We start from the raw sequence: 25,191 nt of genomic DNA on the forward strand, positions 1-25,191 counted from the left end.
GCCGCTCACCACCAGCGGTGAAAGTGATGGACCGGGCCGACGCCGTGGCCGACGTCGAGGTGGCCGCTCGCGGCGATCGCGCCGGTCAGGTAGGTCTTGGCTTCCCGCACCGCGCTTTCCAGGTCGGGCTGCTGCGGCAGCAGCGCGGCGATCGCCGACGCCAGCGTGCAGCCGGTGCCGTGCGTGTTGCTGACCGGCACGCGCGCGCCGTCGAGCCGCACCGTGCGGGTCGCTTCGACGAGCCAGTCGGGGCTCGCGGATGCGTCGGGCAGGTGGCCGCCCTTCATCAGCACGGCGCGCGCGCCCCTCTGCAGCAGCGCCTGACCTTGCCGGACCATGTCGTCTTCGGTGGTGGCGGGCGCAACGTTCAGCAGCGCGGCCGCTTCGGGGAGATTCGGCGTGACGACCGTCGCGAGCGGCAGCAGCGTGTCGCGCAGCGCGGCGACGGCATCGGGCGCGAGCAGCGCGTGCGAACTCTTCGAGATCATCACCGTGTCGAGCACGACGAAGCGCGGCGCGTAACGGCGCAGCGCGTCGGCCACCGCCTGCACGATCGCCGCGTTCGCGAGCATCCCGATCTTGACCGCATCGATGCGGATGTCGTCGAACACCGCGTCGAGCTGCGCGGTCACGAACGCGGCGTCCGGCGCATGCACGCCCGTCACGCCGCGCGTGTTCTGCGCGGTCAGCGCGGTGATCACGCTCGCGCCATACGCGCCGAGCGCGGAAAACGTCTTCAGGTCGGCCTGGATGCCTGCGCCGCCGCCCGAATCGGAGCCGGCGATCGTCAGGAGGTTGGGTATCGGGTGCGTCATGAGGGCAACGCGCCGGTTCGAGGACCGGCGCCGGCGGACGAAAACCGGAAGTGTAGCGTCAGTGCCGCGATTCGCCGATCAGCGCGACCGAGTCGAACTGACGCTGGTTCGCCTGATGGCGGCGCATCACGAGCCACATCGTCAGGCAGACGAACGTACCGAACAGCACGATCACGACGCCGACCGGCACGTCGAGCCACACGAGCACCGCATACAGGCACAGCATCACGAGCACCGACAGGTTCTCGTTGAAGTTCTGCACCGCGATCGAATGACCGGCCGACAGCAGCACGTGGCCGCGATGCTGCAGCAGCGCGTTCATCGGCACGACGAAGTAGCCGGACAGCGCGCCGACGCCGATCAGGAAGATGTACGCGACGATCAGGTAGAACGGCAGGCGCAGATGGCCGAAATGCACGGCCCAGTGCGACGGGAACAGGTCGCGCGTGTAGAACGCCATCAGCATCACCGCGATGCCCATGATGATGCCGACGGGCAGCACGGTCAGCGACTTCTTCAGCGGAATCCGCGCGGCGGCGGCAATCGCGCCGGCCGCGACGCCGACCGCGACGACGGCCTGCAGGATCGCGCCTTCGGACAGCGACATGTTGAGCGACACCTCGGCCCACTTCAGCACGATGAACTGCAGCGTCGCGCCCGCTCCCCAGAACAGCGTCGTGACCGCGAGCGAGATCTGGCCGAGCTTGTCGCGCCAGAGCACCATGAAGCAGTCGGCGAAATCGGTGAGCAGCTTGACCGGGCCGCGTTCCTGCTTCGGATAGCGGGCGCCCGTATCGGGAATGCGCAGGTTGAACAGCGCGGCGACCACGTAGATCGCCATGATGATCGCCATCGCGGCTTCGGCGGGCGTGCCGATCCAGGCCGGCGTGTGCGCGATCACGTGCGCCGCGATGTGCGGGCTGATCAGCGCGCCGCCGAGCACGGTGCCGAGAATGATCGAGCTGACGGTCGTGCCTTCGATCCAGCCGTTCGCGGCGACCAGCCGGTCGGCCGGCAGCAGCTCGGTGAGAATCCCGTATTTGGCGGGCGAGTAGGCCGCCGCGCCGAACCCGACGATCCCGTACGCGATCAGCGGGTGCGCGCCGAACAGCATGATCAGGCAGCCGACCACCTTGATCGAGTTGGTGATGAACATCACGCGGCCCTTCGGACGCGAATCCGCGAACGCACCGACATACGCCGCCAACACCACATACGACAACACGAAGAACAGCTTCAGCAGCGGTGTCATCCAGTTGGGGGCGTGGAGGTCTTTCAGCAGGGCGATGGCGGCGATGAGAAGCGCATTGTCGGCCAGCGACGAGAAAAACTGCGCGGCCATGATGGTGTAAAAACCTTTTTTCATCTGATGCGATGCTTTCGTCGCTGCGGCAGGGCCGCGTAGGCCGCCTGGTATGCGATCGGCTTATTCCGTTCGAAATGGGTTGTGCGCACGGCTTTATAACATGAAAATACGCGAATTCGGACTAGCAAGATTCCCCGATCGTTCCGCAAATTGTCGGCTTCGGTGCTCAAAAGGCGCGGTAAGCTGATGATTCGCAAGCGTCTTTACGTAAATTTCCCATGCCGCGCCCGATCTCCGCCACCATCCACACCGCCGCTCTCGCGAACAATCTCTCCGTCGTCCGCCGCTTTGCCGGCCCGTCCAAGGTCTGGGCGGTCGTCAAGGCCAACGCGTACGGCCACGGTCTCGCCCGTGCGTTTCCGGGCCTGCGCGGCACCGACGGCTTCGGCCTGCTCGACCTCGACGAGGCCGTGAAGCTGCGCGAGCTCGGCTGGGCCGGCCCGATCCTGCTGCTCGAAGGCTTCTTCCGCTCGACCGACATCGACGTGATCGACCGCTACAGCCTGACCACGACCGTCCACAACGACGAGCAGATGCGGATGCTGGAAACGGCGCGGCTGTCGAAGCCCGTCAACGTGCAGCTCAAGATGAACAGCGGGATGAACCGGCTCGGTTACACGCCGGAAAAATACCGTGCCGCGTGGGAGCGCGCCCGCGCGTGCCCCGGCATCGGCCAGATCACGTTGATGACCCATTTTTCGGACGCGGACAACGCGCGCGGCGTCGCCGAGCAGCTCGCGACGTTCGAGCGCGGCGCGGAAAACATCGCCGGCGCGCGCAGTCTCGCGAATTCGGCGGCCGTGCTGTGGCATCCGGACACGCACTTCGACTGGGTGCGGCCGGGGATCGTGCTGTATGGGGCGTCGCCGTCCGGGCTGTCGTCCGATATCGCCGACACGGGGTTGAAGCCCGCGATGACGCTCTCGTCCGAGCTGATCGCGGTGCAGACGATCGCGAAGGGCCAGGCGATCGGCTATGGCTCGACGTTCTCCGCGCAGGCGCAGATGCGGATCGGCGTCGTCGCGTGCGGCTACGCGGACGGCTATCCGCGCGTGGCGCCGGAAGGCACGCCGGTGATCGTCGACGGCATCCGCACGCGGATCGTCGGTCGCGTGTCGATGGACATGATCACCGTCGACCTGACGCCGTGCCCGCAGGCCGGCGTCGGCGCGCGCGTGGAGCTGTGGGGCAACGCGCTGCCGATCGACGACGTCGCGCGCCATTGCGGGACGATCGGCTACGAGCTGATGTGCGCGGTCGCGGCCCGCGTGCCGGTGCGAGCGGAATAAGGGCGTCGCGCGTGGCCAAACAGAAAACCGTATACGTCTGCAGCGAGTGCGGCGGACAGACCCCGAAGTGGCAGGGCCAGTGCCCGTCGTGCCAGGCGTGGAACACGCTCGTCGAATCGGTCGCCGAGTCGCCGGCCGCCCATCGGTTCCAGTCGCTCGCGAAGCGGGCGCCGGTCCAGCGTCTCGCCGACATCGAGGCTGCCGACGTCCCGCGCTTCTCGACCGGCATCGGCGAATTCGACCGCGTGCTGGGCGGCGGGCTGGTGCCCGGCGGCGTCGTGCTGATCGGTGGCGATCCGGGCATCGGCAAGTCGACGCTGCTGCTGCAGTCGCTCGCGGATATCGCGAACGAGCGGCGCGCGCTCTATATCAGTGGCGAGGAATCGGCCGCGCAGATCGCGTTGCGCGCGCAACGGCTCGCGCTGCTCGACGGCGGCGCGCCGGCGGCCGAACTGAAGCTGCTCGCCGAGATCCAGCTCGAGAAGATCCAGGCCGCGATCGACGCGGAGCGGCCGGACGTGGCCGTCATCGACTCGATCCAGACCGTCTATTCCGAGGCGCTGACGTCGGCGCCGGGCTCGGTCGCGCAGGTGCGCGAGTGCGCGGCGCAGCTCACGCGCATCGCGAAACAGTCGGGCACCGCGATCATCATGGTCGGGCACGTGACGAAGGAGGGCAACCTCGCCGGCCCGCGCGTGCTCGAGCACATCGTCGACACGGTGCTGTACTTCGAGGGCGACACGCATTCGTCGTTCCGGCTCGTGCGCGCGTTCAAGAACCGCTTCGGCGCGGTCAACGAACTCGGCGTGTTCGCGATGACCGAGCGCGGGCTGCGCGGCGTGGCCAACCCGTCCGCGCTGTTCCTGTCGCAGCACGAGCAGGTCGTGCCCGGTTCGTGCGTGCTCGTCACGCAGGAGGGCACGCGCCCGCTGCTCGTCGAAATCCAGGCGCTCGTCGATACGGCGCACGTGCCGAACCCGCGCCGGCTCGCGGTCGGCCTCGAGCAGAACCGGCTCGCGATGCTGCTTGCGGTGCTGCACCGCCACGCGGGCATCGCGGCCTTCGATCAGGACGTGTTCCTGAACGCGGTGGGCGGCGTGAAGATCACCGAGCCGGCCGCCGACCTCGCGGTGCTGCTCGCCATTCACTCGTCGATGCGCAACAAGGCGCTGCCGAAAGGGCTGATCGTGTTCGGCGAGGTGGGGCTGGCCGGCGAGATCCGGCCGTCCCCGCGCGGGCAGGAACGGCTGCGCGAGGCGGCGAAGCTCGGCTTCACGTCCGCGCTGATCCCGAAGGCGAATGCGCCGAAACAGCCGATCGAAGGGCTCAACGTGATGGCCGTCGAGCGGCTCGAGCAGGCGATCGACCGCGTGCGCGATCTTGAATGAGCGGCCCGGCGCGCGCACGGGCCGTGCGTCGCCGGGCGATCTGTCGCGTAATTCGCTGTAAAGAATATGTAGGCTGCTGTAACCCGCCGGACATCGCTTTTCCCTATCCTTTGCCGGATTGTCGAACCGCGCAATGCGAAGGGAACCTATGTTGAAATCCTATGGGGAAGCGCCTGGCGGACGCCTTTACAACCTGCGCGGCTGCCGCGTGTCGGAGCCGATTCGCCAGCCGTGGGGCGGCGGATGCCGGATCGTCGAGTGGATCGACGAAGAAGGGCGTCTGGCGCGCAAGGTCGTGTCCGAGGATGTGACGGAAGCGGAAGTCGCCGCGGCGATCCGCCGGCCAACCGAAGGGCGCCGGTACCTGATGGACGACGACGAGCAGATGCCGCGCGATACGCTGCCGCGCCGCTGAGCGGATGGTGCGGCGGGCATACGGGCGCCAGCCGACGCAACCGCGTCGAACGCAGCAATGACAACGAGGCCGGGCCAGGGCGCCCGGCCTTGTCGTTTCCGGGCCGGCCCGGGGCGCGGCCCGGCCCGGCGGATTCATGGGGTGTCGACGCCCCGGCGCCCCGCCGCGCTATGCCGCCGCCGACACGCTCGTCGCCTGCCGGCGCCGATGGCCGCGTTCAGCCGATCTGCTCGAGTTCTTCCTGCACGGCGAGCCAGTCGGCCTCGACCGTCTCGAGCCGGGTCGTGACTTCACCGAGCGTGCGGATCGCGTCGGTCAGTTCCGTCTTGCGCGCGGCTTCGTAGCTCGCCGGATCGGCGACGAACGCGTCGAGGCGCGCCTTCTCCGCGTGCAGTGCTTCCATTTCCTTTTCGAGCTTCGTGATGCGGTTCTGCAGCGGTTTCTTCAGCTGCGACAGCCGCTGGCGTTCCTCGGCCGCCTGGCGCTTCTGGTCCTTGCGGTTGACGCCCGGATCGGCGCCTGCGGCGGCCGCGCTGTCGGCCTTCGCGACCGCGCGTTGCTCGGCCGCATGCTGCAGCAGCCAGTCGCGGTAGTCGTCGAGGTCGCCGTCGAACGGCTGCAGCCGATGCTTCGCGACCAGCATGAACTGGTCGGTCGTCGCGCGCAGCAGGTGACGATCGTGCGACACGAGGATCAGCGTGCCTTCGAACTGCGCGAGCGCCATCGTCAGCGCGTGGCGCGTTTCGAGGTCGAGGTGGTTCGTCGGTTCGTCGAGCAGCAGCAGGTTCGGCTTCTGCCAGATGATCAGCGCCAGCGCGAGGCGCGCTTTTTCGCCGCCCGAGAACGGCCCGACCGGGCTGGTCGCCATGTCGCCCGAGAAATTGAAGCCGCCGAGGAAGTCGCGCAATTCCTGCTCGCGCGTGTCGGGCGCGAGCCGCGCCAGATGCGCGAGCGGCGAATCGTCTTCGCGCAGCGTTTCGAGCTGGTGCTGCGCGAAATAACCGATCGTCAGCCCCTTGCCGTCGCGGACCTGCCCGGACAGCGGCGCGAGCGTGCCGGCCAGCGTCTTGATCAGCGTCGACTTGCCCTGGCCGTTGGCGCCGAGCAGGCCGATGCGCTGGCCGTTCTGGATCGACAGCGCGACGCGCTCGACGATCGGGATATCCGTTCCGTCGTCGGCATGGTAGCCGCAGCGGACGTCTTCCATCACCATCATCGGGTTCGGCGCGGCATCGGGCGTGCGGAATTCGAACGTGAACGGCGACGCGATGTGCGCGGGCGCGATCAGCTCCATCTTCTCGAGCGCCTTCATCCGGCTTTGCGCCTGCTTGGCCTTGGTCGCCTTGGCCTTGAAGCGGTCGACGAAGCTCTGCAGGTGCTCGATCGTCTTCTGCTGCTTTTCGTACGCGCTTTGCTGCAGCGCCAGTTGCTGTGCGCGCAGCACTTCGAACTGCGAGTAGTTGCCGCCGTAGCGCTTCACCTGGCGGTTTTCCAGATGCAGCGTGACGTTGCAGATCGAATCGAGGAATTCGCGGTCGTGCGAAATCACGACGAGCGTGCCGGGGTAGCGGTGCAGCCAGTCTTCGAGCCACACGATCGCGTCGAGGTCGAGGTGGTTCGTCGGTTCGTCGAGCAGCAGCAGGTCGGAGCGGCACATCAGCGCCTGCGCGAGGTTCAGGCGCATGCGCCAGCCGCCGGAGAAGCTCGCGACGGATTCGCGCGTTTGCGCAAGCGTGAAGCCGAGGCCGAGCAGCAGCGCTTCGGCGCGGGCCGGCGCGGTGTAGCCGTCGGCGTCGGCGAACGCCGCGTGCGCGTCGCCTTCGGCGGCGCCGTCATGCGCGGCCGACGCGGCGGCGATGCGGGCCTCGATCTCGCGCAGCGCGGTATCGCCGTCGAGCGTGTAGTCGAGCGCGGAACGATCGACCGCGGGCGTTTCCTGCGACACGTGGGCGATCCGCCACGACGGCGGCATCGAGAAATCACCTCCGTCGGCATGCAGCTCGCCGCGCAGGACGGAAAACAGCGTCGACTTGCCGGCGCCGTTCGCGCCGATCAGGCCGGCTTTCTCGCCGGGATTGAGCACGAACGAGGTCGACTCGAACAGCGGCTTGGTGCCGCGCGCAAGGCTGAACTGATTGAAACGGATCACGGCGGAAATGACTGGCCAAAACCGCTATTCTAGACCGCGCGCCGGTCGCGCCGGGCATCGGCCGTTCGGCGGATGCCGCAACGGCGCGATTTCGCCTAGACTCCACGTCGATCCGGTTTCGTAAAAGGAGTGCCCGATGTCCACCCTGTATTCGTTCAACGCGGAGACGCTGGCCGGTGCGCCGGTGTCGCTCGACGCGTATCGCGGCAAGGTGCTGCTGATCGTCAATACCGCGAGCGAGTGCGGTTTCACGCCGCAATACGCGGGGCTGCAGAAGCTGTACGACCAGTACGCGGCGCGCGGCTTCTTCGTACTCGGCTTCCCGTGCAACCAGTTCGGCAAGCAGGAGCCGGGCGACGCCGAGCAGATCGGTGCGTTCTGCGAACGCAACTACGGCGTCACGTTCCCGATGTTCGCGAAGATCGACGTGAAGGGCGACCACGCGCATCCGCTGTATCGCTACCTGACCGACGAGGCGCCCGGCATTCTCGGCCTCAAGGCGATCAAGTGGAATTTCACGAAATTCCTGATCGACCGCGAAGGGCGCATCGTCAAGCGCTACGCGCCGTCCACCAAGCCCGACGAAATCGCCGCGGACATCGACAAGCTGCTGTGACGGCGCAGCGCCGCGTGCGCGGCGCCGGTGCGGATCGTGCGGGGGCGGCGGTCGTCGCGGCCGTTACAGGATCGGTGCGAACAGCCGCGCGACGTGCATCGCGATGCGCCGCCAGGCGGGCGACTGCCGGTATTCGTCCGCGTCCACCTCGTACGCCTGAGCGAAGTCGGCGTCGAGCATCGTTTCGACCTCGTCGGCGAAGGCCGGGTCGACGGTCAGCACCATGATCTCGAAATTGAGGCGGAACGAACGGTTGTCGAGATTCGCGCTGCCGATTGCTGCCGCGATGCGGTCGATCAGCACGACCTTCTGGTGCAGGAAACCGGGCCGGTAGCGGAACACTTTCACGCCCGCATCGACGAGGTCGCGCGCGTAAAGCTTCGACGCCTCGAACACGACGTAGTGATCGCGCCGGCTCGGGATCAGGATGCGCACGTCGACGCCGCGCATCACGGCGAGCTTCAGCGCGGACACCACGGCTTCATCGGGAACGAGGTACGGCGTGGTGATCCACACCCGCTCGCGGGCGGCATTGATCGATTCGGCGAAGAACAGCGAGCCGGTTTCCTGCTTGTCGGCGGGCCCCATCGGCACCGCGAGGCAATGCATGCCGTCGCCGGGCTGCGCGGGCGGCGGCAGCGCGATCGGCGGCAGCTTCTGCGTCGCCCAGTGCCAGTCTTCGGCGAACACGTACTGGATGCTCGCCACCACGGGGCCGCGTATCTCGATGTGGGTGTCGCGCCACGGCGACAGGCGCGGATTCGCGCCGAGATATTCGACGCCGACGTTGTGGCCGCCGACGAACGCGCAATTGCCGTCGACGACGACGATCTTGCGATGGTTGCGGAAGTTCAGCTGGAAGCGGTTGACGAATTTCCGGTTGGTCGCGAACGGATGGACCTCGACGCCGCCGCGGCGCAATGCGTCGACGTAGCTGTGCGGCAGGTCGAAGCAGCCGATGCTGTCGTACAGCACGCAGCAGCGTACGCCGGCGGCCACGCGCGCGAGCAGCGAGTCGCGCAGCATCCGGCCGAGCGCATCGTCGCGCACGATGAAGAACTGGACGAGCACGTAGTCGCGCGCGGCGTCGATCGCCGACAGGATGGCCGAGAACGTCGCGTCGCCGTTGACGAGCGTGCGCACCGAATTGCCGCCGAGGAACGGCATGCCGCCGAGCCGCGTGAGCGCGAGCACGGCAGCCTGCCCCAGCGCGTCGGCGGCCGGCCCGTCGGTTGCGTCGGTCGCGCGCCACGGCGAACGCGGTGTGTGCGTGCGCAACATTTCGAGTTCGTGGCGCCGGGCGTCGACGTAGCCGGAGAATTTGCTGCGGCCGAGGAACAGGTAGGGAACGAGCGTCAGGTACGGCATGGCCGTGAGCGAGACGGCCCACGCGATCGCGCCTTGCGACGTGCGCGTGTTCATGATTGCATGGCATGCCGCGACGATCCCGAGCACGTGGATGGTCAGGATCAGGGTGCCGAGATGTAGCCAGTCGAGGGTCATGGGCGCTTGAAGGACTCCCGCGGGACGCCCGAGGGGACTCCCGAAGTCGTGCGGCCGGGCGGCCGCCTACGCGCATCTTACCCAACCGTGCGGCGCAATGGTGCGCCGCACGGCGGGCCCGGCGGAACGCTCAGCCCTTGCGGGGCAGGTCCGACGCCTGGATCAGGAACACGGCGTCGTCGCCCGCGCTGGTGGGCAGCCACGTGAGCTCGAGGCCGCCGAACGCCGCTTCGACGTGCTCGCGCTCGTTGCCGATCTCGACGACGAGCACGCCGTCGTCATGCAGCCAGCGGTGCGCGTCGGCGACGATGCGTCGCACGATGTCCATCCCGTCGTCGCCGCCGGCGAGCGCCATCTCCGGCTCGTGCCGGTATTCGGGCGGCAGCGCGGCCATCGACGCGGCGTTCACGTACGGCGGGTTCGTCAGGATCACGTCGTAGCGCGAGTCGGGATCGGTGCGGAACGCGGGCAGCGGGGCGTAAAGGTCGCCGCGGTGCAGCCCGATGCGGTCTTCGAGGCCGTAGTCGCGCACGTTGATTTCCGCGACTTCGAGCGCCTTGTCCGACAGGTCGACCGCGTCGATCTCGGCGTTCGGGAACGCGCTCGCCGCGAGGATCGCGAGGCAGCCGGAGCCGGTGCACAGTTCGAGCACCGCGCCGACCTGCTCGGGATCGGCGACATACGGCTGCAGCCCGTCGTCGAGCAATTCGCCGATGAACGAGCGCGGCACGATCACGCGTTCGTCGACGTAGAAACGGTGGCCATGCATCCACGCTTCATGCGTGAGGTACGCGGCCGGCACGCGGTCGGCCGCACGTCGTTCGATCACCGCGAGCACGGCCGCGATTTCGTCGGGCAAGAGGCGCGCGTCGAGGAACGGCTCGAGCGTGTCGAGCGGCAGGTCGAGCGTATGCAACACGAGGTAGGCCGCTTCGTCGTACGCGTTGTCGGAACCGTGGCCGAACGCGAGCTTTGCTTTCGAGAAGCGCGTGACCGCGTAGCGCAGCAGGTCGCGAACTGTGGCAAAAGGTGTCGTCATGCGAGGCTCCGTCAGGCGATCAGTTGTTCGAGCACGCGTCGGTACACGTTCTTCAGCGGGTCGACGAAGCGCACTTCGATGTGCTCGTCGATCTTGTGGATGCTGCCGTTCGGCGGGCCGAATTCGATCACCTGCGGGCAGATGCGCGCGATGAAGCGGCCGTCCGACGTGCCGCCCGTCGTCGATAGCTCGGTCGTGATGCCGGTCTCGGTGCGAATTGCGTTTTCCAGCGCGCCCGACAGTTCGCCGCGCGGCGTGAGGAACGGCAGGCCGCTCACCGACCACTTCAGCGTGTATTCGAGGCCATGCTTGTCGAGGATCGCATGCACGCGGGCCTGCAGGCCTTCGACGGTGCTCGCGGTCGAGAAGCGGAAGTTGAACATCAGGTCGGCGTGGCCGGGGATCACGTTGGTCGCACCGGTGCCGGCGTGCAGGTTCGACACCTGCCAGGTGGTCGGCGGGAAGTATTCGTTGCCTTCGTCCCATTGCTCGGCGGCGAGTTCGGCGAGCGCCGGCGCGAGCAGGTGGATCGGGTTCTTCGCGAGGTGCGGATACGCGATGTGGCCCTGCACGCCCTTGACGACCAGTTCGCCGGACATCGACCCGCGGCGGCCGTTCTTGACGACGTCGCCGAGCTCGGCGCTCGACGTCGGCTCGCCGACGATGCAGTAGTCGAGCCGCTCGCCGCGTGCCTGCAGCAGTTCGACGACCTTCACGGTGCCGTCGGTGGCCGGGCCTTCCTCGTCGCTCGTGATCAGGAACGCGATCGCGCCGCGGTGGTCGGGATGGGCCGCGACGAATTCCTCGGACGCGACGACGAACGCCGCGAGCGACGTCTTCATGTCGGCCGCGCCGCGGCCGTACAGCTTGCCGTCGCGATGGGCGGGAATGAACGGCGGCGACGTCCACTGTTCGAGCGGGCCGGTCGGCACGACGTCGGTGTGGCCCGCGAACGCGAGCAGCTTGCCGTCGCGGCCGTCGGTGCCGCGCTTGACGGCCCACAGGTTGGTCACGCCGTGCGACGCGATGGTCTCGCATTCGAAGCCGAGCGCGGCGAGGCGCTCGGTCATGATCTGCTGGCAGTGCTGGTCGTCGGGCGTCACGGACGCGCGGGCGATCAGCTGTTCGGTAAGGGCTAGGGTGGCGGACATGGTTCGGACCACTTTCGATAAAAAATGCCGGCGCGGTGGCCGGCAGCGACAGGGCGTCGGGCCAGCGCAAGCCCGTTATTAGCGTGAACAGGCCCTACGCCCGCAGGCGCGGCGCGGGCGGCCCTATGCGGCAAACAGCGCCGCGTATTGATCGGCCACGAACCCGAGCGATTTCACGCGGCCGTTGACGACGAGCACGGGACGCTTGATGACCGATGGCTTGTGGATCATCAGCGCGACCGCGCCGGTCTTCGTTTCGGCGGCCGCCTTCATCCCGTCGTCCAGGCCGCGCCACGTGGTGCCGCGCTTGTTCACGAGCGCGTCGAGCGACACGTCCTTCAGCCAGTCTTCGATCAGCGGCGCGCTGACGCCGAGCTTCTTGAAATCGTGGAACTCGAACTCGACGCCGTGATCGTCGAGCCACACGCGGGCCTTCTTCACGGTGTCGCAGTTCGGAATGCCGTAGACGACCACGGTGTGCGGCTTCGCCATCAGTCGCCTCGCAGCAGCTCGTTCAGGCCGACCTTCGCACGCGTCTTCGCGTCGACCTTCTTGACGATCACCGCGCAGTACAGGCTGTGCGAGCCGTCCTTCGACGGCAGGTTGCCGGCGACGACGACCGAGCCGGCCGGGATGCGGCCGTAGCTGACTTCGCCCGTCTCGCGGTCGTAGATCTTGGTGCTCTGGCCGAGGTACACGCCCATCGAGATCACCGAGTTCTCCTCGACGATCACGCCTTCGACGACTTCCGAGCGCGCGCCAATGAAGCAGTTGTCTTCGATGATGACCGGGTTCGCCTGCAGCGGCTCGAGCACGCCGCCGATGCCGACGCCGCCCGACAGGTGCACGTTCTTGCCGATCTGCGCGCACGAACCGACCGTCGCCCACGTGTCGACCATCGTGCCTTCGTCGACGTACGCGCCGATGTTGGTGTACGACGGCATCAGCACGACGTTCTTCGCGATGAACGAGCCGCGGCGCGCGATGGCCGGCGGCACGACGCGGAAGCCGCCCGCGGCGAAGTCTTCGGCCGTGTAGTTCGCGAACTTCGACGGCACCTTGTCGTAGAACTGCGAGTAGCCGCCGGCCGGCATCGGCGCGTTGTCCTCCAGGCGGAACGACAGCAGCACGGCCTTCTTCAGCCACTGGTGGACCGTCCAGTTGCCGTCGATTTTCTCGGCGACGCGCAGCGCACCCTTGTCGAGTTGCTCGATCGCGTGAGCGACGGCCTCGCGGACGTCGGCGGGCGCGGCCTTCGGCGACAGCTCGGCGCGGTTTTCCCAGGCGGTGTCGATGATTTGCTGAAGTTGTTGCGACATGTTCGTTTTCGCAGGAGATGGATGGAATTGATCGGGATGGACGTCTTACCGCGCGAGAGCGCGGCAGAAATCGACGATGCGTTGCGCGCCCTCGACGCATTCGGGGGTGCCCGCGACGAGCGCGATCCGGATGAAATCGCGGCCCGGGTTCGTGCCGTGCGCATCGCGCGCCAGGTACGAGCCGGGCAGAACCGTCACATTATAGTCGGCGTACAGGCGACGGGCGAACTCGGTGTCCGACAGGCCGGTGCGCGCGACGTTGGCCCACAGGTAGAACGCGGCGTCGGGCAGCTTCACGTCGATGACCTCGGCGAGCATCGGCGTGACCGTATTGAACTTCTGCAGGTACAGCGCGCGGTTCTCGCGCACGTGCGCCTCGTCGTTCCACGCGGCGATGCTCGCGTGCTGCCAGACGGGCGACAGCGCGGCGCCGTGGTACGTGCGGTACAGCAGGAATTGCTTCAGCAGCGCGGCGTCGCCGGCGACGAAGCCCGAGCGCATGCCCGGCACGTTCGAGCGCTTCGACAGGCTCGACAGCATCACGAGTCGTTCGAAGCCGCGGCCGAGGCGGTGCGCGGCTTCAAGACCGCCGAGCGGCGGCGCCGCTTCGTCGAAATAGATTTCCGAATAGCACTCGTCGGACGCGATCACGAAACCGTGGCGGTCGGACAGCGCGAACAGCTCGCGCCAGTCGTCGAGCGTCAGCACGGCGCCGGTCGGGTTGCCCGGCGAGCACACGTACAGCAGCTGCGTGCGCGCCCACACTTCCTCGGGCACGGCCGCGTAGTCGCACGCGAAGTTGCGGGCCGGGTCGCTGTTCGCGAAATAGGGTTCGGCACCGGCCAGCAGCGACGCGCCTTCGTAAATTTGATAGAAGGGATTCGGACAGAGTACGATCGCCTTCTTGCCGTCCGCACGCGGCCGCGCGTCGATCACGGTCTGCGCGAGCGAGAACAGCGCCTCGCGCGAACCCGACACCGGCAGCACCTGCGTGGCCGCATCGATCGCCGGCAGTCCGTAGCGGCGTTCGAGCCAGCGCGCGATCGACGTGCGCAGCGCATCCGAGCCGGCGGTGGCCGGGTACGACGCGAGGCCGTCGAGCGCGGCCACCACGGCGTCGCGGATCAGCGCCGGCGTCGCGTGTTTGGGCTCGCCGATGCCGAAGCTGATCGGTTTCAGGTTGCCGGAAGGCGTACCGGCACCGGGCGTCACGTCCTTGAACAGGGCGCGCAGCTTTTCGAAGGGATAGGGCTGGAGCGAGTCGAGTCGAGGGTTCACGGGCGAAGCGGCCATCGCGGCCGGTTGGAGCGAAAGAAGCGGCGGGCGCGCCGCGCGGCTGCGAACGGGCGCCGGGGCGCGCGGTTCGCAACGGACGATTATAGCGTGACGGAATGCGGTCACGGCCTGCCGGAACGGCGGCCGGGGCGGTCGAATAAAGGGTATCGAACCAAATGAACAACGCGGTACGCGGCAGCCTGCCGACGCTGGCCATCCTGATTGGCGCGTCGGTATGGGGCCTGATCTGGTATCCGCTGCGGATCCTCGCGTCGCTCGGCGTGACGGGCACGCTGGCCAGTGCGCTGACGAGCCTCGTCGCGTTCCTGTTTGTGATCGTCGTGCGGCACCGCACGATCGCGACGCTGCGCTGGCACTGGGTGCTGCCGGGCATCGCGGTCACGGCCGGCGTGACGAACCTCGGGTTCGTCTGGGGCACGATCCACGGCGAGGTGCTGCGCGTGATGCTGCTGTTCTACCTGACGCCGGCCTGGACCGCGATCTACGCGCATTTCCTGCTGCGCGAACGGCTGACCTGGGCCGGCGCCGGGCTCGCGGCGCTGTCGATCGGCGGCGCGATGCTGATGCTGTGGTCGCCGGCGCTCGGCTTGCCGCTGCCGGCCAACCCGGCCGAATGGGCCGGCCTCGCGGCCGGGCTCAGCTTCGCGATGAGCAACGTGCTGGTGATCAAGGCGAGCCGCGAGCTGCCCGACATGCGCGCGGAGATGCGCACCGCGACGCTGTTCGGCGGCGCGGCCGTGTTCGGCGCGATCGCGTCGCTGTTCGAAGGGCTGCCGGCCGCGCCGGCGAGCGGCCAGCTGGGCGTGGCCGCGCTGATCATCGCGGCGATCGGCGTGACGATGGCGTCGAACAACCTGCTGGTCCAGTACGGCCTCGCGCGCGTGCCGGCGAACCGCGCGTCGATCATCATGCTGTTCGAGATCGTGATCACCGCGCTGTCCGCGTGGGTGTTCGCGAACGAGCTGCCGAGCGCGCGCGAGTGGGCGGGCGGCGCGTGCATCGTGCTGGCGACGCTGCTGTCGAGCCGGGTCCATCGTGCCGCGCCGGCACCGGACAAACCCGGCGACGGGCGGGACGGCTCACGCGCGATGGTATGATGGAAGCCGTTTGCGGGGCCCAACGCTGGATGCGCGCGGCCCCGTTTTTGAATTCCGGGGCGTGTGGCGCGCAGGGGCTCTCCGGCCCCGCGCCGTGCGGCCCCGTCCGTTTCACACCTTCTTCACATCCGATACCGCCGTGCGTCTGAGCTCGATCAAACTCGCTGGCTTCAAATCCTTCGTCGATCCCACGCATTTCCAGGTTCCGGGCCAGCTTGTCGGCGTGGTCGGCCCGAACGGATGCGGCAAGTCCAACATCATCGATGCCGTGCGCTGGGTGCTCGGCGAGTCGCGCGCGTCCGAGCTGCGCGGCGAATCGATGCAGGACGTGATCTTCAACGGTTCGACCGCCCGCAAGCCCGGCAGCCGGGCCAGCGTCGAACTGATCTTCGACAACTCCGACGGCCGCGCGGCCGGGCAGTGGGGCCAGTACGGCGAAATCGCCGTGAAGCGCGTGCTGACGCGCGACGGCACGTCGAGCTACTACATCAACAACCTGCCGGCGCGCCGCCGCGACATCCAGGACATCTTCCTCGGCACCGGCCTCGGGCCGCGTGCGTACGCGATCATCGGGCAGGGCATGATCGCGCGGATCATCGAGGCGAAGCCGGAAGAGCTGCGCGTGTTCCTCGAGGAAGCCGCCGGCGTGTCGAAGTACAAGGAACGCCGTCGCGAAACCGAGAACCGCCTGCACGACACGCGCGAGAATCTGACGCGCGTCGAGGACATCGTCCGCGAACTCGGCGCGAACCTCGAAAAGCTCGAGGCGCAGGCGGTGGTCGCGACCAAGTACAAGGAACTCGTCGCCGACGGCGAGGAGAAGCAGCGCCTGCTGTGGCTGCTGCGCAAGAACGAGGCCGCGGGCGAGCAGCAGAAGCAGCAGCGCGCGATCGAACAGGCGCAGATCGACCTCGAGGCGCAGACGGCGAAGCTGCGCGAAGTCGAGGCGCAGCTCGAGACGCTGCGCGTCGCGCACTACTCGGCGAGCGATGCGATGCAGGGCGCGCAGGGCGCGCTCTACGAGGCGAACGCCGAGGTGAGCCGCCTCGAAGCCGAGATCAAGTTCATCGTCGAATCGCGCAATCGCGTGCAGGCGCAGATCGCCGCGCTGAACGCGCAGCGCGAGCAGTGGCGCGCGCAGGCCGAGAAGTCGCAGGACGAGCTCGAGGAAGCCGAAGAGGCGCGCGCGATGGCCGACGAGAAGGCCGCGTTCGCCGAAGACAACGCGGCCGCGAAGCACGATGCGCTGCCGGCGCTCGAAGCGAAGTGGCGCGACGCGCAGGCGCAGCTCAACGATGAGCGCGCGCGGATCGCGCAGACCGAGCAGTCGCTGAAGCTCGAAGCCGCGCACCAGCGCAACGCCGACCAGCAGCTCCAGCAGCTTCAGCAGCGCCACGAGCGCCTGAAGAGCGAAGCGGGCGGGCTCGACGCGCCGGACGAGACGCAGCTCGAAGAACTGCGCATGCAGTTGGCCGAGCAGGAAGAGATTCTCGCGGAAGCGCAGGCGCGTCTTGCCGACGCGCAGGAAACGGTGCCGCGTCTCGACGGCGAACGCCGCGCCGCGCAGGAGCGCGTGCAGGCCGAAGCCGCGCAGATCCACCAGCTCGAAGCGCGCCTCGCCGCGCTGAAACAGCTGCAGGACAACGTGCAGACCGAAGGCAAGATCCAGCCGTGGCTCGACAAGCACGAGCTCGGCGCGTTGCCGCGTCTGTGGAAGAAGCTGCACGTCGAGGCCGGCTGGGAAGCGGCGCTCGAGGCCGTGCTGCGTGAGCGCCTTGCCGCGCTCGAAGTGTCGAATCTCGACTGGGTGAAGGCATTCGCGACCGATGCGCCGCCCGCGAAGCTCGCGTTCTACGCGCCGCCCGCGGCCGGCGAACCGCCCGCTGCCGTGGCCGGGCTGAGTCCGGTGCTGTCGCTGGTGCGCATCGACGACGCGGGCATCCGCGCGGTGCTGAACGACTGGCTCGGCAACGTGTACGTCGCCGACGACGTCGCGCAGGCGCTCGCGACGCGCGCGCAACTGCCGGCGGGTGGCGCGTTCGTCGTCAAGGCCGGCCATATCGTCACGCGGGTCGGCGTGCAGCTGTACGCGGCCGATTCGGAGCAGGCCGGGATGCTGGCCCGTCAGCAGGAAATCGAAAACCTGACGCGTCAGGTGCGCGCGCAGGCGCTGCTCGCCGACGAGGCGCGCACGGCCGCCGTGCGGGCGGAAGCCGCGCACACGCAGGCCACGCAGGCGCTCGGCGACGTGCGCGCGCAGGCCGAACGCGCGACGCAGCGCGTGCATGCGCTGCAGATGGATGTGCTGAAGCTCGCGCAGGCGCACGAACGCTATACGCAGCGCAGCACGCAGATCCGCGAGGAACTCGAGGAAATCGGCGCGCAGATCGAGGAGCAGCGTGCCTTGCGCGCGGAGTCGGAAGCGAATTTCGAGCGCTTCGACGGCGAGCTCGCGGAACTGCAGGCGCGCTTCGAGGACAACCAGCTCGCGTTCGAGTCGCTCGACGAATCGCTGACGCAGGCGCGTCAGGAAGCGCGCGACCTGGAGCGCGGCGCGAACGATGCGCGCTTCGCCGCACGCAACGCGGTGACGCGGATCGACGAGCTCAAGCGCACGATCCAGGTCGCGCACGAGCAGAGCGAGCGCGTCGCCGCGTCGCTCGAAGACGCGCGCGCCGAACTCGAGACGATCAACGAGCAGACCGCGCACACGGGCCTGCAGGACGCGCTCGAGATTCGCGCGGTGAAGGAAGAAGCGCTGCAGGCCGCGCGGATCGAGCTCGACGATCTCACCGCAAAGCTGCGTGCGTCGGACGAGCAGCGGCTCGTTGCCGAACGTTCGCTGCAGCCGCTGCGCGACCGCATCACCGAGCTGCAGCTGAAGGAGCAGGCCGCGCGCCTGTCCGTCGAGCAGTTCGCCGAGCAGCTCGCGACCGCCGAGGTCGACGAGGTCGCGCTGGCCGCGAAGCTGACGCCGGATCTCAAGCCGTCGTACCTGCAGGGCGAAGTCACGCGCCTGAACAACGCAATCAACGCGCTCGGCCCGGTGAACATGGCCGCGCTCGACGAGCTGAAGGCCGCGAGCGAGCGCAAGGTGTTCCTCGACGCGCAATCGGCCGACCTGATCGACGCGATCACGACGCTCGAGGACGCGATCCACAAGATCGACCAGGAAACCCGCACGCTGCTGCAGGGCACCTTCGACGAGGTCAATCGTCATTTCAGCGATCTGTTCCCGCGCCTGTTCGGCGGCGGCCAGGCGAAGCTGATCATGACGGGCGACGAGATTCTCGACGCCGGCGTGCAGGTGATGGCGCAGCCGCCCGGCAAGAAGAACGCGACGATTCACCTGCTGTCGGGCGGCGAGAAGGCGCTGACCGCGACCGCGCTGGTGTTCGCGATGTTCCAGCTGAACCCGGCGCCGTTCTGTCTGCTCGACGAGGTCGACGCGCCGCTGGACGACGCGAACACCGAGCGTTTCGCGAATCTGGTCCGCGCGATGTCCGACAAGACGCAGTTCCTGTTCATCTCGCACAACAAGATCGCGATGGAAATGGCGCAGCAACTGATCGGCGTGACGATGCAGGAGCAGGGCGTGTCGCGGATCGTCGCGGTGGACATGGAAACCGCCGCGGGTTTTGCCCAGAATTGACGTTTGACGAAACCGGACCGCGTTCGCGCGGCGCATGGGCGCCCGTTCGCGGTCCCGACGAAAAAGAATTGCTGATGGAGCGTGCATGGACGAGTTGACACTCGGTTTGATCGGCGCGGGCGCCGTCGTGGTAGGCGGCGTCGTGGTCTACAACGCATGGCAGGGCGCGAAAGTGCGGCGCAGGATGCCGCGCCCGATGCCGGAGGAAGCGGCCGAGGCGATGAACCGCCCCGAGCGTGACGAAGAGTTGCCGTTCATCGAGCCGGTGCGTCAGCCGGTGCGCCGCGAGCCTGCGGCACCTGTCGCGGCCGCTGCTGCTGCGACCGAAGCGGCGCGTGTCGAGCCGACGTTCGGCGGGGCCGCCGGCGGCGCGGCGCCGGCCGATACGCCGGCCGACCTGCAGGCCGAGGCGACGGGGGCCGATACGTCGTCCGAATCGAGCGAACCGGCTGTCGGCGAAGCAGCCGTGCCCGCCGCCGCGCACGAAGCGGCAGCCGAACCGGCCGGCCCAACCGAACCGGTGATGCCGGCCGCGACGACGGTCTCGTCGGCGCCGCCGGCGATCGTCGATCGCCGGATCGACTGCATCGTGCCGATCCGCCTCACCGGGCCGCTGCCGGGCGACAAGATCCTGCCGGTCGCGCAGCGGCTGCGCCGCGCGGGCAGCAAGCCCGTGCACATCGAAGGCAAGCCGGAAGGCGGCCAGTGGGAGCTGTTGCAGAACGGCGTGCGCTACGATGAGCTGCGCGCGGCCGCGCAGCTCGCGAACCGCAGCGGCGCGCTGAACGAGCTCGAATTCTCCGAGTTCGTGACGGGCGTCCAGCAGTTCGCCGATGCGATCGACGGCGCGCCGGAATTCCCCGACATGATGGAAACGGTCGCGATGGCGCGCGAGCTCGACGCGTTTGCCGCGCAGTGCGACGCGCAACTGTCGATCAACGTGATGTCGGACGGCGCGCCGTGGTCCGCGAACTACGTGCAGGCGGTCGCGTCGCAGGACGGGCTGCTGCTGTCGCGCGACGGCACGCGCTTCGTGAAGCTCGACGCGAAGCAGAATCCGGTGTTCATGCTGCAGTTCGGCGATACGAACTTCCTGCGCGACGACCTGACGTACAAGGGCGGCAACATGATCACGCTGGTGCTCGACGTGCCGGTGGCCGAAGAGGACATCCTGCCGTTCCGGCTGATGTGCGATTACGCGAAGTCGCTGTCCGAGCGGATCGGCGCACGCGTCGTCGACGATTCGCGCCGGCCGCTGCCGGAGTCGACGCTGCTCGCGATCGAGCAGCAGCTGATGAAGCTGTACGCGAAGCTCGAGGAAGCCGGCATCCCGGCCGGTTCGCCAGTCACGCGCCGCCTGTTCAGCCAGTAACGCGATCGCGCGGACGGCGCGCGTGGGTGCCGTCGTCCGTCGCCGCGGCGCACACCGCCCGGTGTGCGCTGCAGCACGTCATCGGGCCCGCATTGCGTGCCCCGCCGCGGCGTCAAACTGAGATAATCGGGCATCCGATTTTTTTCAGAACGACTCTGCCGCCAGCATGGCCCGAACCCAAGCCGAACCGCCAGCCAGCCAGCCCGACGCGCGCGCCGCATGGCTGCGCGACCAACTCGAGCGGGCGAACCACGCCTATTACGTGCTCGACCAGCCGGATCTGCCCGACGCCGAATACGACCGGCTGTTCCGTGAGCTGCAGCAGCTCGAAACCGACCATCCCGAACTCGTGACGCCCGATTCGCCGACGCAGCGCGTCGGCGGCGAAGCGGCCGGCGGCTTCACGCCCGTCGTCCACGATGCGCCGATGCTGTCGCTGAACAACGGCTTCGCCGACGAGGACATCGTCGCGTTCGACAAGCGCGTCGCCGACGCGCTCGCGAAGACGACCGATCTCGCCGGCTCGGTGACGGACCCCGTCGAATACGCGTGCGAACTGAAGTTCGACGGCCTCGCGATTTCGCTGCGCTACGAGCAAGGCGTGTTCGTGCAGGCCGCGACGCGCGGCGACGGGACGACGGGCGAGGACGTGACCGAGAACGTGCGCACGATCCGCTCGATTCCGCTGAAGCTGAAGGGCAAGCACGTGCCGGCCGTGCTCGACGTGCGCGGCGAGGTGCTGATGTTCAAGCGCGATTTCGCACGCCTGAACGAACGCCAGCGCGCGGCCGAGCAGCGCGAATTCGCGAACCCGCGCAACGCGGCGGCCGGCAGCCTGCGCCAGCTCGACTCGAAGATCACCGCGCAGCGGCCGCTGTCGTTCTTCGCGTACGGGATCGGCGTGCTCGACGGGATGCCGATGCCCGACACGCACAGCGCGCTGCTCGACTGGTACGAGGCGTTCGGCCTGCCGGTGAACCGCGAGCGTGCGGTCGTACACGGCGCCGAAGGCTTGCTCGACTTCTTCCGCAAGGTCGGCGAGAAGCGCGAGTCGCTGCCGTACGACATCGATGGCGTCGTCTACAAGGTCAACCGGCACGACGAGCAGGAGCGGCTCGGCTTCGTGTCGCGTGCGCCGCGCTTCGCGCTCGCGCACAAGTTCCCCGCGCAGGAAGCGCTGACGAAGCTCGTCGCGATCGACGTGCAGGTCGGCCGCACCGGCGCGATCACGCCGGTCGCGCGTCTCGAGCCGGTGTTCGTCGGCGGCGCGACCGTGACCAATGCGACGCTGCACAACGAGGACGAAGTGCGCCGCAAGGACATCCGGATCGGCGACACCGTGATCGTGCGCCGCGCGGGCGACGTGATTCCGGAAGTCGTCGGCGCGCTGCTCGACCGGCGCCCGGCGGACGCGGCCGAATTCGTGATGCCGACCGAATGCCCGGTGTGCGGCTCGAAGATCGAGCGCCTGCCGGACGAGGCGATCGCGCGCTGCACGGGCGGGCTGTTCTGCCCGGCGCAGCGCAAGCAGGCGCTGTGGCATTTCGCGCAGCGCCGCGCGCTCGACATCGACGGCCTCGGCGAGAAGATCATCGACCAGCTCGTCGAGCTGAATCTCGTGCGTACGCCGGCCGACCTGTTCAATCTCGGTTTCGCGACGCTGGCCGAGCTCGACCGGTTCGCGGAGAAGTCCGCGCAGAATCTGCTCGATTCGCTCGAGAAGGCGAAGCATACGACGCTCGCGCGCTTCATCTACGGGCTCGGCATCCGTCATGTCGGCGAATCGACCGCGAAGGATCTCGCGAAGCATTTCGGCTCGCTGACGCCGATCATGGACGCGTCGATCGAGGAACTGCTCGAAGTGAACGACGTCGGGCCGATCGTCGCCGAGTCGATTCACCAGTTCTTCGCGGAAGAGCACAATCGCACGGTGATCGAGCAGTTGCGCGCGCCCGGCAAGGTCACGTGGCCGGAAGGGCCGCCCGCGCCGAAGGCGCCGCAGGGCGTGCTGGCCGGCAAGACGGTCGTGCTGACGGGCACGCTGCCGAATCTCACGCGCGATGCGGCGAAGGAGATGCTCGAAGCGGCGGGCGCCAAGGTGGCCGGTTCGGTATCGAAGAAGACGGATTACGTGGTCGCGGGCGCCGAAGCCGGCAGCAAGCTCGCGAAGGCCGAGGAACTCGGCATCCCCGTGCTGGACGAAGATGGTCTGCACCAACTCCTGGAGGGCAATACGCCATGATTCGCGAGATCCTGAAGATGGGCGATCCGCGCCTGCTCGAAATCGCCCAGCCGGTCGAGCGGTTCGATACACCCGAGCTGCACGAGATCGTCGCGGACATGTTCGAGACGATGCATCACGCGAACGGCGCGGGGCTCGCCGCGCCGCAGATCGGCATCGGGCTGCAGATCATCATCTTCGGCTTCGGCAACAACAACCGCTACCCGGATGCGCCGCCGGTGCCGGAGACCGTGCTGATCAACCCGAAGGTCGAGTACCTGCCGCCGGACATGGAAGAGGGCTGGGAAGGCTGCCTGTCGGTGCCGGGCATGCGCGGCGTCGTCAGCCGCTACGCGAAGGTGCGCTACAGCGGCTTCGACCAGTTCGGCCAGAAGATCGATCGTATCGCCGAAGGGTTCCATGCGCGCGTGGTCCAGCATGAGTACGATCACCTGATCGGCAAGCTGTATCCGATGCGGATCACCGACTTCACGCGCTTCGGTTTCACCGAGGTGCTGTTCCCGGGGCTCGACCCGGCCGACGACGATTGATCGGTCGCGCTCGCACAGAAAAGAAAAAGCCCGCTTGAAGCGGGCTTTTCCATTGCATCGCGCACTGGATGCGCTTGCGGTCAGAACGTCTCGTCGGCGGACAGGTAGCGCCATTGGCCCTGCGGCAGCGCGCCGAGCATCACGCGGCCCATCCGCACGCGCTTCAGGCCGATCACGTCGAGGCCGACCAGTTCGCACATGCGGCGGATCTGCCGCTTCTTGCCTTCGCGCAGCACGAAGCGCAACTGTTCGCCGTTCTGCCAGCTCACCAGCGCGGGCTTGAGCGGCACGCCGTCGAGTTCGAGGCCGTGGCGCAGCTTCGCGAGCGATTCCGCCGGGAAGTGCTGGTCGATGTCGATCAGTCGTTCGCCGAAGCGCACGCGCACCAGGTATTCCTTGTCGATGTCCGATTGTTCGCCGATCAGCTGCTTCGCGATCACGCCGTTCTGCGTGAGCACAAGCAGGCCGGTGGAGTCGATGTCGAGACGGCCGGCCGGTGCGAGCGCATGCAGGTGCTGCGGCGAAAAGCGCACCGGCGAATGATCGCCGCTCCAGCGGTTCGCGCGCGTGATCAGCACGGCCGCCGGCTCGTAGCCGTCTTCCGCCTGGCCCGACACGTAGCCGACCGGCTTGTGCAGCAGGATCGTCACTTGCGCGGCCTGCGCGGCGCTCGCGCGCTCGTCGATCTCGATCTTCTGGTCGGCGCGCACCTTGGTGCCGAGCGTGTCGATGCGTTCGCCGTCGACGAGCACCCAGCCCTTTTCGATCCATTCGTCGGCTTCGCGGCGCGAGCACATGCCGAGTTCGGACATCCGCTTCGACAGGCGCATCAGGCCCGTTTCGTCGCCGTAGTCGACGTCGGCTGCCGCGCGCTTGACCGGTTGCGCGGTCTTCACCGCGCCGAACGAACGGCGCTCGCCATCGCGCGCGGGGCGGGCCGGGCGGTCGCCGAAGCTGCGCTTCGCGCCTTCGCCGGCGGGCTTGTCGCGGTAGGACGGGCGTTTGCCTTCGTCGCCACCTGCCGCGCGACGCGGACGTGCATCGTCGTCGTTGCGGCGGGCAGGACGATCGGACGACGTACGGCGGTCGCCGAAGCTGCGTTTTGCGCCTTCGCCGGATGCGTTGTCGCGATAGGACGGACGCTTGTCGTCGGCGCCTGTGCGGCGCGGACGTGCATCGTCATCGCTACGGCGCGGCGGCCGATCGGATGACGTGCGGCGGTCGCTGAAGCTGCGTTTTGCGCCTTCGCCGGATGCGTTGTCACGATAGGGCGGGCGCTTGTCGTCGGTGCCTGCGCGGCGCGGACGTGCATCGTCATCACGGCGCGGCGGACGATCGGACGACGGACGGCGGTCGCCGAAGCTGCGTTTTGCGCCTTCGCCGGATGCGTTGTCACGATAGGGCGGGCGCTTGTCGTCGGTGCCTGCGCGGCGCGGACGTGCATCGTCATCACGGCGCGGCGGACGATCGGACGACGGACGGCGGTCGCCGAAGCTGCGTTTTGCGCCTTCGCCGGATGCGTTGTCGCGATAGGACGGACGCTTGTCGTCGGCACCTGCGCGACGCGGCCGCGCATCGTCATCGCTACGGCGCGGCGGCCGATCCGACGACGGACGGCGGTCGCCGAAACTGCGTTTCGCACCTTCGCCGGCTGCATTGTCGCGATACGGCGCGCGCGTGCCGCGTTCGGCGCCGCCGTCACGCGGCGCACGCTTGGCCGGCGCGCGATCCGCGCCCGCGCGTTCTGCGCCGGCGGCGCCGCGCGGCTTGAACGAGCGCTCGCCGCTAGCGGCGGCCGCAGGCGCCTTTTTCGGGCGGGCCGGTTTATCCCCCGCGGGCGGCGCGGCGGGGCGCACCGCCTTGCGGGCGACGAGGCTGCCGGAGCGGACAGGGGCGCGGGTCGGCGACGCCGGCTTCGGATTCTTGACGGTTAATTTGGTGCGCATAAACGC

Annotated in this window: 19 protein-coding genes; 9 read left to right on the forward strand and 10 right to left on the reverse strand. The window is 68.2% G+C overall.

The window, feature by feature from the left end:
• Positions 1-5: 5 nt before the first annotated feature.
• Together thiD and lplT are read right to left on the reverse strand one after the other, a co-directional pair.
• Positions 6-815: a bifunctional hydroxymethylpyrimidine kinase/phosphomethylpyrimidine kinase gene (thiD, locus tag J8I35_RS26365; RefSeq protein ID WP_089488574.1), complete on the reverse strand. Its 810-nt coding sequence runs from the start codon at positions 813-815 to the stop codon at positions 6-8.
• A 58-nt stretch (positions 816-873) separates the two neighbouring features.
• A complete protein-coding gene (lplT, locus tag J8I35_RS26370) occupies positions 874-2,181 on the reverse strand; it encodes a lysophospholipid transporter LplT (RefSeq protein ID WP_050012920.1) in 1,308 nt (435 codons plus the stop codon).
• Between the two features lie 218 nt (positions 2,182-2,399).
• Between lplT and alr the strand changes: the two genes are divergently transcribed.
• From alr to J8I35_RS26385, 3 genes are all read left to right on the forward strand, one after another.
• Entirely contained in the window at positions 2,400-3,470 is a 1,071-nt protein-coding gene (alr, locus tag J8I35_RS26375) for an alanine racemase (RefSeq protein ID WP_050012919.1), read from the forward strand.
• Positions 3,471-3,481: 11 nt separating this feature from the next.
• Positions 3,482-4,858 (forward strand): DNA repair protein RadA, encoded by a 1,377-nt coding sequence (radA, locus tag J8I35_RS26380; protein ID WP_050012918.1) that lies wholly within the window; start codon positions 3,482-3,484, stop codon positions 4,856-4,858.
• Between the two features lie 148 nt (positions 4,859-5,006).
• Positions 5,007-5,273: a DUF2866 domain-containing protein gene (locus J8I35_RS26385; protein WP_050012917.1), complete on the forward strand. Its 267-nt coding sequence runs from the start codon at positions 5,007-5,009 to the stop codon at positions 5,271-5,273.
• A 217-nt stretch (positions 5,274-5,490) separates the two neighbouring features.
• On the opposite strand, the gene J8I35_RS26390 is transcribed toward J8I35_RS26385, so the two are convergent.
• Positions 5,491-7,422, reverse strand: coding sequence for an ATP-binding cassette domain-containing protein (locus J8I35_RS26390; protein ID WP_209927746.1), 1,932 nt, complete (start codon positions 7,420-7,422; stop codon positions 5,491-5,493).
• Between the two features lie 136 nt (positions 7,423-7,558).
• On the opposite strand from J8I35_RS26390, the gene J8I35_RS26395 reads away from it, so the two are divergent.
• On the forward strand, positions 7,559-8,038 hold the full coding sequence (locus J8I35_RS26395) for a glutathione peroxidase (protein WP_050012915.1): 480 nt from the start codon (positions 7,559-7,561) through the stop codon (positions 8,036-8,038).
• A gap of 63 nt (positions 8,039-8,101) precedes the next feature.
• Here J8I35_RS26395 and cls read toward each other — a convergent pair whose 3' ends face one another.
• From cls to dapC, 6 genes are all read right to left on the reverse strand, one after another.
• Positions 8,102-9,541: a cardiolipin synthase gene (gene cls, locus J8I35_RS26400; protein ID WP_209927748.1), complete on the reverse strand. Its 1,440-nt coding sequence runs from the start codon at positions 9,539-9,541 to the stop codon at positions 8,102-8,104.
• Between the two features lie 130 nt (positions 9,542-9,671).
• Entirely contained in the window at positions 9,672-10,580 is a 909-nt protein-coding gene (gene prmB, locus J8I35_RS26405) for a 50S ribosomal protein L3 N(5)-glutamine methyltransferase (RefSeq protein WP_050012913.1), read from the reverse strand.
• 11 nt (positions 10,581-10,591) lie between these two features.
• Positions 10,592-11,731, reverse strand: a complete 1,140-nt coding sequence (gene dapE, locus J8I35_RS26410; protein ID WP_124593996.1) for a succinyl-diaminopimelate desuccinylase — start codon at positions 11,729-11,731, stop codon at positions 10,592-10,594.
• Between the two features lie 123 nt (positions 11,732-11,854).
• The gene (locus J8I35_RS26415) at positions 11,855-12,223 is read right to left on the reverse strand and encodes an ArsC family reductase (protein WP_050012911.1); all 369 of its coding nucleotides are present in this window, start codon (positions 12,221-12,223) and stop codon (positions 11,855-11,857) included.
• Positions 12,223-13,050, reverse strand: a complete 828-nt coding sequence (gene dapD / locus J8I35_RS26420; RefSeq protein WP_006478479.1) for a 2,3,4,5-tetrahydropyridine-2,6-dicarboxylate N-succinyltransferase — start codon at positions 13,048-13,050, stop codon at positions 12,223-12,225. Before dapD ends, J8I35_RS26415 begins: the two co-directional genes overlap by 1 nt.
• A gap of 45 nt (positions 13,051-13,095) precedes the next feature.
• Positions 13,096-14,343 carry a succinyldiaminopimelate transaminase gene (gene dapC / locus J8I35_RS26425; RefSeq protein ID WP_209927750.1) on the reverse strand — a complete coding sequence of 416 codons (1,248 nt, stop codon included), beginning with the start codon at positions 14,341-14,343 and terminating at the stop codon, positions 13,096-13,098.
• Positions 14,344-14,501: 158 nt separating this feature from the next.
• On the opposite strand from dapC, the gene J8I35_RS26430 reads away from it, so the two are divergent.
• The 5 genes from J8I35_RS26430 (at position 14,502) to def (ending at position 23,239) form a co-directional block, all read left to right on the forward strand.
• The gene (locus J8I35_RS26430) at positions 14,502-15,443 is read left to right on the forward strand and encodes a DMT family transporter (RefSeq protein WP_209927752.1); all 942 of its coding nucleotides are present in this window, start codon (positions 14,502-14,504) and stop codon (positions 15,441-15,443) included.
• Positions 15,444-15,582: 139 nt separating this feature from the next.
• A complete protein-coding gene (smc, locus tag J8I35_RS26435) occupies positions 15,583-19,095 on the forward strand; it encodes a chromosome segregation protein SMC (RefSeq protein WP_209927754.1) in 3,513 nt (1,170 codons plus the stop codon).
• Positions 19,096-19,180: 85 nt separating this feature from the next.
• Positions 19,181-20,467 (forward strand): cell division protein ZipA C-terminal FtsZ-binding domain-containing protein, encoded by a 1,287-nt coding sequence (locus J8I35_RS26440; RefSeq protein ID WP_050012906.1) that lies wholly within the window; start codon positions 19,181-19,183, stop codon positions 20,465-20,467.
• Between the two features lie 166 nt (positions 20,468-20,633).
• Positions 20,634-22,709: an NAD-dependent DNA ligase LigA gene (gene ligA, locus J8I35_RS26445; protein WP_209927756.1), complete on the forward strand. Its 2,076-nt coding sequence runs from the start codon at positions 20,634-20,636 to the stop codon at positions 22,707-22,709.
• The gene (gene def, locus J8I35_RS26450; RefSeq protein ID WP_050012904.1) at positions 22,706-23,239 is read left to right on the forward strand and encodes a peptide deformylase; all 534 of its coding nucleotides are present in this window, start codon (positions 22,706-22,708) and stop codon (positions 23,237-23,239) included. The genes ligA and def overlap by 4 nt, the downstream gene beginning before the upstream one ends.
• Positions 23,240-23,319: 80 nt before the next feature.
• Here the strand turns inward: def and J8I35_RS26455 are convergent, their stop codons facing one another.
• Complete coding sequence (locus J8I35_RS26455) at positions 23,320-25,185, reverse strand: pseudouridine synthase (protein WP_209927757.1); 1,866 nt, start codon at positions 25,183-25,185, stop codon at positions 23,320-23,322.
• Positions 25,186-25,191 lie beyond the last annotated feature (6 nt).

The sequence above is a fragment of the Burkholderia sp. CpTa8-5 genome, from assembly GCF_017815045.1.
Lineage (GTDB): Bacteria > Pseudomonadota > Gammaproteobacteria > Burkholderiales > Burkholderiaceae > Burkholderia > Burkholderia sola.

Bases quoted from the DNA above. Each gene is read 5' to 3' on its own strand.
- thiD (WP_089488574.1), bottom strand. From the start codon at position 815: ATGACGCACCCGATACCCAACCTCCTGACGATCGCCGGCTCCGATTCG.
- lplT (WP_050012920.1), bottom strand. From the start codon at position 2,181: ATGAAAAAAGGTTTTTACACCATCATGGCCGCGCAGTTTTTCTCGTCG.
- alr (WP_050012919.1), top strand. From the start codon at position 2,400: ATGCCGCGCCCGATCTCCGCCACCATCCACACCGCCGCTCTCGCGAAC.
- J8I35_RS26385 (WP_050012917.1), top strand. From the start codon at position 5,007: ATGTTGAAATCCTATGGGGAAGCGCCTGGCGGACGCCTTTACAACCTG.
- J8I35_RS26395 (WP_050012915.1), top strand. From the start codon at position 7,559: ATGTCCACCCTGTATTCGTTCAACGCGGAGACGCTGGCCGGTGCGCCG.
- cls (WP_209927748.1), bottom strand. From the start codon at position 9,541: ATGACCCTCGACTGGCTACATCTCGGCACCCTGATCCTGACCATCCAC.
- prmB (WP_050012913.1), bottom strand. From the start codon at position 10,580: ATGACGACACCTTTTGCCACAGTTCGCGACCTGCTGCGCTACGCGGTC.
- dapE (WP_124593996.1), bottom strand. From the start codon at position 11,731: ATGTCCGCCACCCTAGCCCTTACCGAACAGCTGATCGCCCGCGCGTCC.
- J8I35_RS26415 (WP_050012911.1), bottom strand. From the start codon at position 12,223: ATGGCGAAGCCGCACACCGTGGTCGTCTACGGCATTCCGAACTGCGAC.
- dapD (WP_006478479.1), bottom strand. From the start codon at position 13,050: ATGTCGCAACAACTTCAGCAAATCATCGACACCGCCTGGGAAAACCGC.
- dapC (WP_209927750.1), bottom strand. From the start codon at position 14,343: ATGGCCGCTTCGCCCGTGAACCCTCGACTCGACTCGCTCCAGCCCTAT.
- J8I35_RS26430 (WP_209927752.1), top strand. From the start codon at position 14,502: ATGAACAACGCGGTACGCGGCAGCCTGCCGACGCTGGCCATCCTGATT.
- J8I35_RS26440 (WP_050012906.1), top strand. From the start codon at position 19,181: ATGGACGAGTTGACACTCGGTTTGATCGGCGCGGGCGCCGTCGTGGTA.
- ligA (WP_209927756.1), top strand. From the start codon at position 20,634: ATGGCCCGAACCCAAGCCGAACCGCCAGCCAGCCAGCCCGACGCGCGC.
- def (WP_050012904.1), top strand. From the start codon at position 22,706: ATGATTCGCGAGATCCTGAAGATGGGCGATCCGCGCCTGCTCGAAATC.
- J8I35_RS26455 (WP_209927757.1), bottom strand. From the start codon at position 25,185: ATGCGCACCAAATTAACCGTCAAGAATCCGAAGCCGGCGTCGCCGACC.